This is a genomic window from Pseudomonas sp. S8, from assembly GCF_050473925.1.
GTDB classification, from domain to species: domain Bacteria; phylum Pseudomonadota; class Gammaproteobacteria; order Pseudomonadales; family Pseudomonadaceae; genus Aquipseudomonas; species Aquipseudomonas parakoreensis.
On sequence record NZ_JBFDVZ010000016.1, the window covers coordinates 1,415,389 to 1,427,922 of the forward strand.

At 58.4% G+C, this 12,534-nt stretch carries 12 protein-coding genes; 7 read left to right on the forward strand and 5 right to left on the reverse strand.

Features of this window, described 5'->3' with window-relative positions; translation table 11 throughout:
• Window positions 1-85 precede the first annotated feature (85 nt).
• From AB1J88_RS07620 to rarD, 3 genes are all read left to right on the forward strand, one after another.
• Window positions 86-985: a LysR family transcriptional regulator gene (locus AB1J88_RS07620; RefSeq protein WP_262947787.1), complete on the forward strand. Its 900-nt coding sequence runs from the start codon at window positions 86-88 to the stop codon at window positions 983-985.
• A 68-nt stretch (window positions 986-1,053) separates the two neighbouring features.
• Window positions 1,054-2,067: an aldo/keto reductase gene (locus AB1J88_RS07625; protein WP_430289932.1), complete on the forward strand. Its 1,014-nt coding sequence runs from the start codon at window positions 1,054-1,056 to the stop codon at window positions 2,065-2,067.
• A gap of 200 nt (window positions 2,068-2,267) precedes the next feature.
• Window positions 2,268-3,149 carry an EamA family transporter RarD gene (gene rarD, locus AB1J88_RS07630; protein WP_041064620.1) on the forward strand — a complete coding sequence of 294 codons (882 nt, stop codon included), beginning with the start codon at window positions 2,268-2,270 and terminating at the stop codon, window positions 3,147-3,149.
• A 119-nt stretch (window positions 3,150-3,268) separates the two neighbouring features.
• Here the strand turns inward: rarD and hppD are convergent, their stop codons facing one another.
• Both hppD and AB1J88_RS07640 read right to left on the reverse strand, forming a co-directional pair.
• Window positions 3,269-4,345 (reverse strand): 4-hydroxyphenylpyruvate dioxygenase, encoded by a 1,077-nt coding sequence (hppD, locus tag AB1J88_RS07635; RefSeq protein ID WP_041067161.1) that lies wholly within the window; start codon window positions 4,343-4,345, stop codon window positions 3,269-3,271.
• Window positions 4,346-4,590: 245 nt separating this feature from the next.
• Complete coding sequence (locus tag AB1J88_RS07640) at window positions 4,591-5,538, reverse strand: DMT family transporter (protein ID WP_430289931.1); 948 nt, start codon at window positions 5,536-5,538, stop codon at window positions 4,591-4,593.
• 78 nt (window positions 5,539-5,616) lie between these two features.
• Between AB1J88_RS07640 and AB1J88_RS07645 the strand changes: the two genes are divergently transcribed.
• The 3 genes from AB1J88_RS07645 to AB1J88_RS07655 all read left to right on the forward strand — a co-directional run bounded on the left by AB1J88_RS07645 (window position 5,617) and on the right by AB1J88_RS07655 (window position 8,740).
• A complete protein-coding gene (locus AB1J88_RS07645; protein WP_430290667.1) occupies window positions 5,617-6,489 on the forward strand; it encodes a LysR family transcriptional regulator in 873 nt (290 codons plus the stop codon).
• Window positions 6,490-6,604: 115 nt separating this feature from the next.
• Window positions 6,605-8,140, forward strand: coding sequence for an EAL domain-containing protein (locus AB1J88_RS07650; protein WP_430290668.1), 1,536 nt, complete (start codon window positions 6,605-6,607; stop codon window positions 8,138-8,140).
• Window positions 8,141-8,374: 234 nt separating this feature from the next.
• The gene (locus tag AB1J88_RS07655) at window positions 8,375-8,740 is read left to right on the forward strand and encodes a histone-like nucleoid-structuring protein, MvaT/MvaU family (protein WP_003224630.1); all 366 of its coding nucleotides are present in this window, start codon (window positions 8,375-8,377) and stop codon (window positions 8,738-8,740) included.
• A gap of 217 nt (window positions 8,741-8,957) precedes the next feature.
• On the opposite strand, the gene AB1J88_RS07660 is transcribed toward AB1J88_RS07655, so the two are convergent.
• A complete protein-coding gene (locus tag AB1J88_RS07660) occupies window positions 8,958-9,476 on the reverse strand; it encodes a DUF4946 domain-containing protein (RefSeq protein WP_430292674.1) in 519 nt (172 codons plus the stop codon).
• Between the two features lie 139 nt (window positions 9,477-9,615).
• On the opposite strand from AB1J88_RS07660, the gene gloA reads away from it, so the two are divergent.
• Entirely contained in the window at window positions 9,616-10,137 is a 522-nt protein-coding gene (gloA, locus tag AB1J88_RS07665) for a lactoylglutathione lyase (protein WP_108182643.1), read from the forward strand.
• Between the two features lie 126 nt (window positions 10,138-10,263).
• On the opposite strand, the gene ahpF is transcribed toward gloA, so the two are convergent.
• Window positions 10,264-11,826: an alkyl hydroperoxide reductase subunit F gene (gene ahpF, locus AB1J88_RS07670; RefSeq protein WP_222019241.1), complete on the reverse strand. Its 1,563-nt coding sequence runs from the start codon at window positions 11,824-11,826 to the stop codon at window positions 10,264-10,266.
• A gap of 132 nt (window positions 11,827-11,958) precedes the next feature.
• Window positions 11,959-12,522 carry an alkyl hydroperoxide reductase subunit C gene (gene ahpC / locus AB1J88_RS07675; RefSeq protein WP_003224621.1) on the reverse strand — a complete coding sequence of 188 codons (564 nt, stop codon included), beginning with the start codon at window positions 12,520-12,522 and terminating at the stop codon, window positions 11,959-11,961.
• Window positions 12,523-12,534: the final 12 nt, after the last annotated feature.

The following is a 12,534-nucleotide window of genomic DNA, read 5'->3' on the forward strand; positions in this document are numbered from 1 at the left end:
TTTTCTTTACTGATTGCAACGCCCGAACTTGCCAATCACGGAAAAATCCCGCAAAAACGCACAGATCTTTAAAGGATTTTTACCAATGAGCTCGATTCTCGATCTGGAGATCTTCGTCCGCGTGGCCGACTCCGGCAGCATCTCCGCCGCCGCCCGCGCCCTGGAACTGACGCCGGCCGCCGCCAGCATTGCGTTGAAGCGCCTGGAAACCCGTCTCGGCATTCGCCTGCTCGCGCGCTCCACCCGCAGCATGCGCCTGACCGAAGAAGGTCGGCGCTATCTCGACAGTGTACGCATCGCCTTGTCCGCCTTGGCCGAAGGCGAACAAGCGCTCAAGCAACACGACGAAGGCCTCAGTGGGGTGCTGCAACTGGCGGCGCCGTCGGATTTCGGGCGCAACGTATTGTTGGCATGGCTGGATGAATTCAAACGCGAACACCCGAATATTCAATTGCAACTGCTGCTAAACGATCGGCACGCCGATCTGTTTCGCGAAACCGTGGATGTCGCGCTGCGCTTCGGCGTGCCCAGCGACTCGACGCTGGTGGCGCTGCCGATTCTGCCGGCGCATCGACGAGTAGCCTGCGCCAGCCCGGACTATCTGGCTCGCCATGGTACCCCGCAACATCCCGGCGAACTGAACGAGCACAGCGCCCTGCTCTATTTGCGCAACGGCCGGCCTTACAACACCTGGCGCTTCAGTCGCGAGGACGAAACGCTGGAAGTTGAAGTCCACGGTGACTATCTCAGCGATGACGGCGAAGTCGCGCGGCGCTGGGCGCTGGCCGGGCATGGCATTGCCTACAAAGCCTGGCTGGACGTCGCCGAGGATGTGCGCGGCGGACGCCTGCTGACGCTGTTCGATGACTGGCATGGCGAGAGCGTGCCGTTCAATCTGCTCTGCCCGCATCGGGTCCAAGTGTCCGAACGCGTTCGGGTGTTACAGGCGTTTTTACAGACGCGTTGCGCGGCACTGAGCCGATAATTCACTTTGCCCCGTCGGATGCTTCTGGTATTTGATGGAAGCTTTCCCACCGATAAAAGGATTTCGGCATGAGCTATCGCACACTGGGGCACTCGGGGTTGCAGGTGTCCACCCTCACCCTCGGCACGATGATGTTTGGCGAACAGACCAGCGCCGAGGATTCGCTGCGCATCATCGACAAGGCCTGGGATCAGGGCATCAATTTCATCGACACCGCGGACGTCTACACCAACGGCCGCTCGGAAGAAATTGTCGGCGAGGCGATCGCCCGCCATCGGCACGACTGGGTGTTGGCAACCAAGGTCGGTTTCGGCCCGGCGGACGGCGTGCCAAACCGCAGCGGTTTGAGCCGCAAGCACATCTTCAACGGTCTGGAAGCCAGCCTCACGCGCCTCGGTACCGACTATCTCGACATCTATTACCTGCACCGCGAGGACCACAACACCCCTCTGGAAGTAACCGTGTCGGCGATTGGCGATCTGATTCGTCAGGGTAAAATTCGCTATTGGGGCTTGTCGAACTATCGCGGCTGGCGCATCGCCGAGGTGATTAGCATCGCTGACAAGCTCGGTATCGACCGCCCGGTGATCAGCCAGCCGCTGTACAACATCGTCAACCGCCAGGCCGAGACCGAACAGATCACCGCCGCGCAGACCTATGGCCTCGGCGTGGTGCCTTACAGCCCGCTGGCCCGTGGCGTGCTCAGCGGCAAATACGCACCCGATGTCACTCCGGATGCCAACAGCCGCGCCGGACGTCAGGACAAACGCATTCTGGAAACCGAATGGCGGGTTGAATCGCTGCGCATTGCTCAGCAGATCCAGCAATACACCCAAGGCCGTGGCGTGGGCATGGTCGAATTCGCAATTGCCTGGGTGCTGAACAACAGTGCGGTAACTTCGGCGATCGTCGGGCCGCGCACCGAGCAGCAGTGGGATGCTTACACCAAGGCGCAGGCGGTGCAGATCACGGCGGAAGATGAAGCGTTTATCGACTCGCTGGTGACCCCGGGGCACGCGTCGACACCGGGGTTCAATGATGTGAGCCATTTTGTGTCCGGCCGTAAACCGCGCCCTATCTGACACCGCTGCCCTGTAGGAGCTGCCGCAGGCTGCGATCTTTTGATTTTAAAAGCTCAAAAGCAAAAGATCGCAGCCTGCGGCAGCTCCTACAGGGCGGCAGACGGTTCAGAATGTGGGAAATATTGAGCACTCGGCCAATATTCAGAACAAAAACCACGTATCCTGCGCGCCCTGTTTGATCACCCATCCGCGAGGACAGTTTGTCTAAAGGTATCGCTCTATCGGTTTCAGCTTCGGTGCTGTTTGCCGTCATGTATTACTACACCTCGCTGCTCACTCCGTTGAGCGGCGTGGAAATCTTCGGCTGGCGGATGCTGCTGACTGTGCCGTGCATGACCGTGTTCATGCTGGTCTCCGGTGAATGGCGGCGGGTGCTGGAATTGCTGCGGCGCGTGGCCGGTTCTCCGAAGCTGACAGGTGGCCTGATCGTTTCGGCAGCGTTGCTCGGCGTGCAGTTGTGGCTGTTCATGTGGGCGCCGCTCAATGGTTATAGCCTCGACGTGTCGCTGGGCTATTTCCTGCTGCCGCTGGCGATGGTGCTGACCGGGCGCATCGTCTACGGCGACAGCCTGTCGTACCTGCAGAAAATCGCGGTGTTCTTTGCCACGCTGGGTGTGGCGAACGAGTTGTATCGGGTCGGCGGTTTTTCCTGGGCGACCCTGGTGGTCGTTGTCGGTTACCCGCTGTACTTCGTGCTGCGCAAACGCCTGAAGACCGACAACCTCGGCGGTCTGTGGGTCGACATGACGCTGATGCTGCCAGTGGCGTACTGGTTTGTACGCGGTGGCGAGCAAGGCTTTGCCGTGTTCGATCAGTATCCGGGCTTGCTCTGGCTGATCCCGCTGCTCGGTTTGATCAGTGCGTCGGCGCTGGTGGTGTACATCATTGCCAGCCGCTTGTTGCCGTTCAGCCTGTTTGGTCTGCTCAGCTATGTCGAGCCGGTATTGCTGCTCGGTGTCGCGCTGTTGCTCGGTGAAAGTATCAAGGCCGGTGAATGGCTGACGTACATCCCGATCTGGCTGGCGGTGGTGGTGCTGGTGTTTGAAGGCTTCAAGCACTTGATGCGGCAACGCCGCTCTTAAAAGCAAAAGATCGCAGCCTTCGGCAGCTCCTACATTGGATACATTCTCTGTAGGAGCTGCCGAAGGCTGCGATCTTTTGATCTTGAAAAAACCTGGCATAAGCCAGGCTTTTTTATGGCTTACTCGGTCGCGAGTACACCACGGCGCACCTGGTCACGCTCGATCGATTCGAACAGCGCCTTGAAGTTGCCCTCGCCGAAACCATCGTCGCCCTTGCGCTGGATGAATTCGAAGAACACCGGCCCCATCAGGGTTTCCGAGAAGATCTGCAGCAGCAGACGCTTGTCATCCGGGTTCGACGAGCCGTCGAGCAGGATGCCACGCGATTGCAGTTGATCCACCGGCTCGCCGTGGTTCGGCAGACGGCCTTCGAGCATTTCGTAGTAGGTGTCCGGCGGCGCGGTCATGAAGCGCATGCCGATCTTCTTCAACTGATCCCAGGTCTTGACCAGATCGTCGGTAAGGAACGCCACGTGCTGGATGCCCTCGCCGTTGAACTGCATCAGGAACTCTTCGATCTGCCCGGCGCCCTTGGACGACTCTTCGTTCAGCGGGATGCGGATCATGCCGTCCGGTGCGGTCATCGCTTTCGAGGTCAGGCCAGTGTATTCGCCTTTGATGTCGAAGTAGCGGATCTCACGGAAGTTGAACAGCTTCTCGTAGAAGTTGGCCCAGTAGGCCATGCGGCCGCGGTACACGTTGTGGGTCAGGTGATCGATGATCTTCAGGCCGGCACCGACCGGGTTGCGGTCAACGCCTTCGATGAACACGAAATCGATGTCATAGATCGAGCTGCCTTCGCCGAAACGGTCGATCAGGTACAGCGGCGCGCCGCCGATACCTTTGATCGCCGGCAAGTTCAGCTCCATCGGCCCGGTTTCGATATGAATCGGCTGAGCACCCAATTCCAGGGCGCGGTTGTAGGCTTTCTGCGAATCCTTGACCCGGAACGCCATGCCGCACACCGACGGACCATGCTCGGCAGCGAAGTACGACGCTACGCTGTGCGGTTCATTGTTGAGGATCAGGTTGATCGCGCCCTGGCGGTAAAGGTGCACGTTCTTGGAACGGTGGGTCGCGACTTTGGTGAAGCCCATGATCTCGAAGATCGGCTCCAGGGTGCCAGGAGTCGGCGATGCGAACTCGATGAACTCAAAGCCCATCAGGCCCATTGGGTTTTCGTATAAATCTGCCATGGTGACGCCTCATCATTCTTATCAATTAACCAGAGTTAGTTGTCAGTAATGCTGAGACCGGCGGGTGGTGCGCAGGAGATGCCTCGCACACTGCGGGCGAGGAAGTCACCGTAGATCAGTTGAAACCCGAATATCTTCATTGTCGACCCAAGGCTCTTGCGGGCGAGGCTTCTGCTGCCAGAAGACGTTTATTATTGTATGCGTAACCGGATTCTACACAGCGTAAATAGGGTTGTCTGCCTTCTCTATAAAATCCGCCTTTTTCGCATCGGTGCAAGGGGTTTGTTGCACAGGTAAATTCCCGCCAGCACCAGCGCGCCGCCAAAGCACAGAGTCAAGGTCAGTTGCTCGCCAAGCAACAGCGCGCCGAGCAGCACTGCGGTCAGTGGATTGAGGGCAATGAACACGCCGGAACGGGTCGCACCGATTTTGCGGATGCCGTCGTAGTAGCCGATGTAAGCCAATGCCGAGCCGAACACACCGAGGTAGATCAGGCTCAGCCATTGCGGCGTGTCGAGATTGAGCAAGGCTGCCGCGCTCATCTCGCCACGCAATGTCGCCAGCACCAACAGCATCACGCAGCCGATCAATACCGAAAACGTCACCGTCTGCAGCGGGCCGAGTGCCTGATTCAACTCGCGGGAAAACAGCGAGTAAATACCCCAGCCCGCTACGCAACCGAGAATCAACAAATCGCCGATCCAGGCATTCGGAGTAACGGCGAGCAATTGCGGGTTGCGACTGACGATCACCAGACTCGCGCCGCCAATGCACAGGGCGATGCCGGCGACTTTCACCCGGCCCAGGCGCTCCTTGAACAACAGCCAGGAAGCCAGGCCGATCACGGCTGGATTCAACGCGACGATCAACGAAGCGCGCGAGGCATTGATGTACTGCAGGCCATAAAAGAAACAGAGGTTGTAGAAAAAGATCCCGAAGAACCCCAGCAGCGTCAATTGCAGCCATTGCCGAGGCGTCGGTCGTGCCAGCGGGATACGCGCAATCCATACAAACCCGAGCAACGCCACGCTGGCGAGCAGGAAGCGCAGGCTGGCGGCGAACAGCGGGCTGAGGCTGCCCGCCAGAAAACGCCCGGCGACAAAGGTCCCGCCCCAAATCATGGTCACGGCTGCCAGCGTCAGATAAACCGACCGATCAGAAACGTTATTGCGAGTTTGCTCCACGTTGCGCATGACGCTCCAAACCAGAGAAGCCAAAGGATGGCGTATCATTTACCTCATTCCCTCTCATCGTAAAATGAGCAAACACTCATGACCCTCACGCAACTGGAGATCTTCTCACTGGTCGCCGAACTGCGCGGCTTCACCCTCGCCGCCCATCGTCTGGGGATTTCGCAGTCAGCGGTATCCCACGCCATGAAATCCCTGGAGCAGGAGTTGGGCGTCGAGTTGTTGCGCCGACACCCGTCGCAGGTGGAGCTCACCGATATCGGCGAGCAGTTGCTCCAGCGCGCACGCGCCATGCTCGGCCTGGCCAACACTCTGCGCCAGGAGGCGGCCGATGCGCGGGGCATGAAAAGCGGTACGCTGCGCATTGGCTCGTTCGGCCCGACGGCGTCGATCAAGTTGCTGCCGAGAATTCTGCAGCGTTATCGCCAAGTCCATCCCGGCATAGAAGTGCACATCGATGAGGGGCCGGACCGGCAGGTGCTGCAGTGGCTGGAAGAGCGGCGAATCGACGTCGGTTTCGTGGTGTTGCCCGAGGAGCGCTTCGACACTTTTGCGCTGGTCGAAGACCAGATGGTTGCCCTGCTCCCGCTCGGTCATCCACTGGCCGCAAGCGCGGCGCTGAGTCTTCAGGATTTATGTGCCGCTCCCTTTGTGCTGACCGAGGCCGGTTCAGCGGAACTGGTTTCACGCCTGTTCACTGCCGCGCGCCTGCAACCGAACATTCGCTACCGCTGCTCGCAATTGCTCAGCACCCTTGACGTCGTCAGCCGGGGCGATGCAGTCACGGTCGTCGCCGAAGGCTCATTGCCAGACGATCCAGCGCCGCGCTACGTGAAGAAGCCGCTGTTGCCGGCAGTGCAACGTCTGATCGGCCTCGCTGTTCTCGATCAGCGTCAGGCTTCGCCCGCCACGCGGGCATTTATCGAACTCGCCAAGCAGATCAATCAGCCGTGAGCAGCACAAGCGCCAGCAGCCATCTATCATCCCTTCTGACTCCGCTGTTCTTCACCGATGCGCCGTTGCCAGGCCTGCATTCGAGCGTTCCACCTCATCGCAACAGGATGCGCCTATGCCCTTGACCGTCAGACCCCGCCGCAAACGTAGCGTGCGCATTTTGGTGACCCTGCTTTGCGGTGTATTGCCCGTCCTGCTGGGCGGCGGGATTCTGTATATGCAAGCCGAACGGGCCTTGCAGCAGAGCACGCAAAACACCGCCGATGAGGCGTTGCGCCAATTCGAGCTGATGCTCGACAACACTGCCCAGGCTGCCATCGAGTTATTGCCCCTGGCTGGCCAGCCCTGCGAAAGCGTAAAACTGGCTTTGCGCGAACAGGTGACCCGCCGGCCTTTCGTGCGCTCGACCAACCTGGTGTGGGACAACAACCTCTATTGCAGCTCGCTGTTCGGTGATTTCAAGGAAGCCGTGAATCCGGGCGACTATGCGCAAGGCAAACTGTGGTTGATGAATGGCAACCCCGTCACGCCCGACACCGCGCTGCTGGTGTATCGGCTCAGCGAAGGTCGCGGTGGCGCGCTGACTACGCTCGATGGCTATCACTTGAGCAACATCCTGCGCCTGATCGGTCGGCAGACGCAGTTGGTACTGCAGGTCGGCGACAACTGGCTGTCGGCCGATGGCAAAGTGCATCAGGGCGCCCTCCCGCCGCTGCCGATTGCGCAAAGTACGTTGGTGTCTTCACGTTACGCCTTCAGTGTCAGCGCAGGGTTCGCGCAAGGGCAAACGTGGCGCTACATGGCCGCCGAATACCCACCGCTGTTCAGCCTGCTGATCTTTTTCGGGGTGATCTCGGGCGCAATCGCTCACGTCCTGCAACGACGCGCCACCTCGCCCAGCCATGAAATGCTCCGCGCTCTGGAGGCCGGCGAGTTCGTCCCTTACTTTCAGCCGGTGGTGCATGGTGACAGCAGGAAATGGTCCGGCACCGAAGTGCTGATGCGCTGGAAACACCCCAAGGAAGGTCTGGTGCGCCCGGACCTGTTCATCCCGTTCGCTGAACATTCGGGTCTGATCGTGCCCATGACCCGCTCGCTGATGCAACAGACTGCCGCCCTGCTTGGCCCGCTTTCTGTGGACTTCGACCAACCGTTCCATATCGGCATCAACATCACCGCCAGTCACTGCCAGGACCTGGAGCTAGTGGAGGACTGTCGCGAATTTCTCGCCGGGTTTGCCCCCGGCAGTATCAACCTGGTGCTGGAGCTGACCGAGCGCCAACTGATCGAGCCGACCGATGTCACGCACCAGTTGTTCGAGCAGTTGCACATGCTCGGCGTGATGATCGCCATCGACGACTTCGGCACCGGGCATTCAAGCCTGGGCTACCTGCGAAAATTCAATGTCGACTTTCTCAAGATCGACCAGAGTTTTGTCGCGATGATCGGCATTGATGCGCTGTCGCGGCATATTCTGGACACGATTATCGAACTCTCGGCCAAGCTTGATCTGGGTATTGTTGCCGAAGGTGTAGAAACTCCGGCACAGGCTGACTACCTGACCGCACACCACGTCAACTTCCTGCAAGGCTATCTGTTCGGAAAACCCATGCCCGGCGCTGACTTCATCGCTGCATTAAGTGATCGTTAACTAAAAATAAATTAAGCCCGACGCTTCGACCCGACGCACCAAATTGATACAAAACACCACTGTTGTTACATGACGACAAGATCAGGATTTACTCTTGGCGCATTAACTACTACAATTTTTTCAGCCTGTGCAAGATTGACAGGTGAGCCATTATCACCGAGTCGCTTCAAGGCTCTTGGCTTATAGCTTTGTTTGCGGTTGGTATCAGCCAAACACACTATTGGAGTAAAGATATTGTCCAGACTCGCTGAATTTCGTGCAGCTGAAAAGGCCCTTCAGGAACAGCTCAAGCAGCTGGAATCGCTGAAGAACGATGCCGGGCTCAAGAAAGAAATCGAATTCGAAGAAAAGCTCCAGGGGCTGATGAAAACCTACGGCAAAGGCCTGAAAGACATCATCGCCATTCTCGATCCGAACCCGTCCAAGTCCGGCTTGCAAGTGTCCGCCGCACCAAAAACCCGCCGCGCTCGCGTGGTCAAGGTTTATCAGAACCCGCACACCGGTGAACTGATCGAAACCAAGGGCGGCAACCACCGTGGCTTGAAAGCCTGGAAGGAACAATACGGTGCAGCCACCGTTGATTCCTGGTTGCGCGGTTAATCTTGCGCCAACAAACAAGCCCTGCTGTATGCAGGGCTTTTTTTTCGACAATATCTAACAAAAGCAACGATTTCCCCCGCGCTAGTTATCAATCCGCTTTAGCACCCACAAGACGTGAGGCTAAAAATTCATGCCGGGATGTTGCGACGGTCACCGCTGCTAAACTTTGTGCTTAATGCCTTCGAGGTATCTAACCTGGCCGAGGTGATACAGAGGCTTAAAGTTTCAAGCTGTTTCTCACGGCGACTATTTCGTCAGCACTGGCCTTATAAATCTCAGCCTGACCCGCGTAAGAAAGTACATAAGCCTTATCCGCCCCGACCGCCGCAACCAATGTTTGCGACAACACATGTCGGCCATTTTCAGTGATCGTACAGGTGGTTTCCAGTGCGTCCAGAGCGCCGAGTTTCGCCGGGTGCACCTTATTGCACACACTCTGATAACCACCCTGGAAAAAGTCTTTCTGAATCGACTTGCGCATCTCCAGCAGCACGCCCGGCACATTGACCTGATGATCAGCTTCAACCTGAGTCATGGTCAACTCCATCACCATGACCTGATTGCCATCGGCGTCGTTTTTCACCGCACGCTGGCGCGACACCTGCGGCGGTGTGTCGGGCAATGCCTGGATTTCCCACCCCGCAGGCCAGGTGATACTCGGCTGATCGGCCCATGCCGGAGCGGCCAGCAGCGACGAAAAAAGGCAAACGAATAGCACGTTGAACGGTCGGATCATTACCAGAGGCACTCGCAGATTGAGCAGCAAAGTCTGAGGCCCGGTCGCCCCCAGAGCAAGCCGCGCATTCGGTTTGGCGATGCCGCCCCGCATGCGTATCATTGCGCTCATTCACTCGCCCCATTGTTACGGAGGGCCTATGAGCCTGCACGAACTGAACACTTTCCCCGGCGTCACTGCCACGCCAGACAGCGCAACCCGCAACTTCGTCTTCAACCACACCATGCTGCGTGTGAAGGACATCACCAAGTCCCTGGACTTCTACACCCGCGTCCTGGGCTTCTCGCTGGTTGAAAAGCGTGACTTCCCGGAGGCCGAATTCAGCCTGTACTTCCTCGCCCTCGTCGACAAGTCGCAGATCCCGGCCGACGCCGCGGCCCGCACCGAGTGGATGAAGTCGATTCCCGGCATCCTCGAACTGACTCACAACCACGGCACCGAAAACGACGCCGACTTCGCTTATCACAATGGCAACACCGACCCGCGCGGTTTCGGTCACATTTGCATTTCGGTGCCGGACATCGTTGCGGCTTGCGCGCGCTTTGAAGAGCTGGGCTGTGACTTCCAGAAGCGCCTGACCGATGGCCGCATGAAAAGCCTGGCGTTCATCAAGGACCCGGATGGCTACTGGGTTGAAATCATTCAGCCTGCGCCGCTGTAAAAAGATCGCAGGCCTCGCCAGCTCTTACACATCCCCTGTAGGAGCTGCCGCAGGCTGCGATCTTTTGCTTCACCCATAAAAAAACCCATGATCGCTCATGGGTTTTTGCGTTTCAGCGACTGACGTTTACGCCGGCGCCGAAGTACGGATCAAGTGATCGAACGCGCTGAGGGAAGCCTTGGCGCCCTCGCCCACTGCAATCACGATCTGCTTGTACGGCACAGTGGTCACGTCACCCGCCGCGAAGATCCCCGGGATCGACGTCTCGCCACGGTTATCGACGATGATCTCGCCACGTGGCGACAGCTCGATGGTGCCTTTGAGCCAGTCAGTGTTCGGCAGCAGACCGATCTGTACGAAGATCCCTTCCAGCTCGACGTTGCGCAGTTCGTCAGTCTTGCGATCCTTGTAACGCAGGCCGTTGACCTTCTCGCCATTGCCGGTGACTTCAGTGGTTTGCGCACTGGTGATCACGGTGACATTTGGCAGACTGTGCAGTTTGCGTTGCAGCACCGCGTCGGCACGCAGTTGCACGTCGAACTCCAGCAGCGTCACGTGGGAAACGATACCGGCCAGGTCGATGGCCGCTTCGACGCCGGAGTTACCGCCACCGATCACCGCCACACGCTTGCCTTTGAACAGCGGACCGTCGCAGTGCGGGCAGTACGCCACGCCCTTGTTGCGGTATTCCTGCTCACCCGGCACGTTCATTTCACGCCAGCGTGCGCCGGTCGCCAGGATCACGCTCTTGGCTTTCAGGGTCGCGCCACTGGCGAAATGGACTTCGTGCAGCTCGCCGTTCTTGCCGGGGATCAGTTTGTCGGCGCGCTGCAGGTTCATGATATCGACGTCGTACTGCTTGACGTGTTCTTCCAGCGCCGTCGCCAGTTTCGGGCCTTCGGTTTCCTGCACGGAAATGAAGTTCTCGATGGCCATGGTGTCCAGCACCTGACCGCCGAAGCGCTCAGCCGCAACCCCGGTGCGAATGCCTTTACGGGCGGCATAGATAGCAGCCGAAGCACCGGCCGGGCCACCGCCAACTACGAGGACATCAAAAGCTTGCTTGGCGCTGATCTTCTCGGCCTGACGCTCGATGGCGCCGCTATCGAGTTTGGCGAGGATTTCTTCCAGGCCCATGCGGCCCTGACCGAAGTTTTCACCGTTAAGATAGATGCTCGGCACGGCCATGATCTTGCGATCGTTGACTTCGTCCTGGAACAACGCGCCGTCGATGGCGACGTGACGGATGTTCGGATTCAGCACGGCCATCAGGTTCAGCGCCTGGACCACGTCCGGGCAGTTCTGGCACGACAGCGAGAAGTAGGTTTCGAAACTGAACTCACCCTTGAGCGAGCGGATCTGTTCGATGACTTCAGCACTGGCTTTCGATGGGTGGCCACCGACCTGCAACAGGGCCAGCACCAGCGATGTGAATTCGTGGCCCATCGGGATGCCGGCGAAACGCAGGCTGATGTCGGCACCTGGGCGGTTGATCGAGAACGACGGCTTGCGGGCATCGGTGCCGCTGTCGATCAGGGTAATTTGGCTCGAAAGACTGGCAACGTCTTTCAGCAGGTCAAGCATTTCCCGGGATTTCGCACCGTCGTCGAGGGAAGCAACGATCTCGATCGGTTGGGTGACCCGTTCCAGGTACGATTTCAACTGGGCTTTAAGATTGGCGTCCAACATACGGGCGATCTCCTGTGTGTTTATTCAAGGCGAAAAAAAGCCCGAGCGAATTTCGCCCGGGCTTTTTCAATGGGCGGTGCAGCTTACTGAAGTAGGTGCGGAGTCCCGCCCTGTGTTGCGTGTCTCACAGACTCAGATCTTGCCGACCAGGTCCAGGGACGGAGCCAGAGTGGCCTCGCCTTCTTTCCACTTGGCTGGGCAAACTTCGCCTGGGTGAGCAGCAACGTACTGAGCAGCCTTGATCTTGCGCAGCAGCTCGGAAGCGTCACGGCCAACGCCGCCATCGTTCAGTTCAACGATTTTGATCTGGCCTTCAGGGTTGATCACGAAGGTGCCACGGTCAGCCAGACCAGCTTCTTCGATCAGCACGTCGAAGTTGCGGGAGATGACGTGGGTCGGGTCGCCGATCATGGTGTATTCGATTTTGCCGATGGCTGGCGAAGTGTTGTGCCAGGCAGCGTGGGCAAAGTGGGTGTCGGTCGAAACGCTGTAGATTTCCACGCCCAGTTTCTGGAACGCAGCGTAGTTGTCGGCCAGGTCTTCCAGCTCGGTTGGGCACACGAAGGTGAAGTCGGCTGGGTAGAAGAACACTACGGACCATTTGCCTTTCAGGTCAGCGTCCGAGACTTGTACGAAGTCGCCGTTTTTGAATGCGGTAGCTTTGAACGGTTTTACTTGGCTGTTGATGATAGGCATTGATGACTCTCC

Bases quoted from the DNA above. Each gene is read 5' to 3' on its own strand.
- AB1J88_RS07620 (WP_262947787.1), top strand. From the start codon at position 86: ATGAGCTCGATTCTCGATCTGGAGATCTTCGTCCGCGTGGCCGACTCC.
- AB1J88_RS07625 (WP_430289932.1), top strand. From the start codon at position 1,054: ATGAGCTATCGCACACTGGGGCACTCGGGGTTGCAGGTGTCCACCCTC.
- hppD (WP_041067161.1), bottom strand. From the start codon at position 4,345: ATGGCAGATTTATACGAAAACCCAATGGGCCTGATGGGCTTTGAGTTC.
- AB1J88_RS07640 (WP_430289931.1), bottom strand. From the start codon at position 5,538: ATGCGCAACGTGGAGCAAACTCGCAATAACGTTTCTGATCGGTCGGTT.
- AB1J88_RS07645 (WP_430290667.1), top strand. From the start codon at position 5,617: ATGACCCTCACGCAACTGGAGATCTTCTCACTGGTCGCCGAACTGCGC.
- AB1J88_RS07650 (WP_430290668.1), top strand. From the start codon at position 6,605: ATGCCCTTGACCGTCAGACCCCGCCGCAAACGTAGCGTGCGCATTTTG.
- AB1J88_RS07660 (WP_430292674.1), bottom strand. From the start codon at position 9,476: ATGATCCGACCGTTCAACGTGCTATTCGTTTGCCTTTTTTCGTCGCTG.
- gloA (WP_108182643.1), top strand. From the start codon at position 9,616: ATGAGCCTGCACGAACTGAACACTTTCCCCGGCGTCACTGCCACGCCA.
- ahpF (WP_222019241.1), bottom strand. From the start codon at position 11,826: ATGTTGGACGCCAATCTTAAAGCCCAGTTGAAATCGTACCTGGAACGG.
- ahpC (WP_003224621.1), bottom strand. From the start codon at position 12,522: ATGCCTATCATCAACAGCCAAGTAAAACCGTTCAAAGCTACCGCATTC.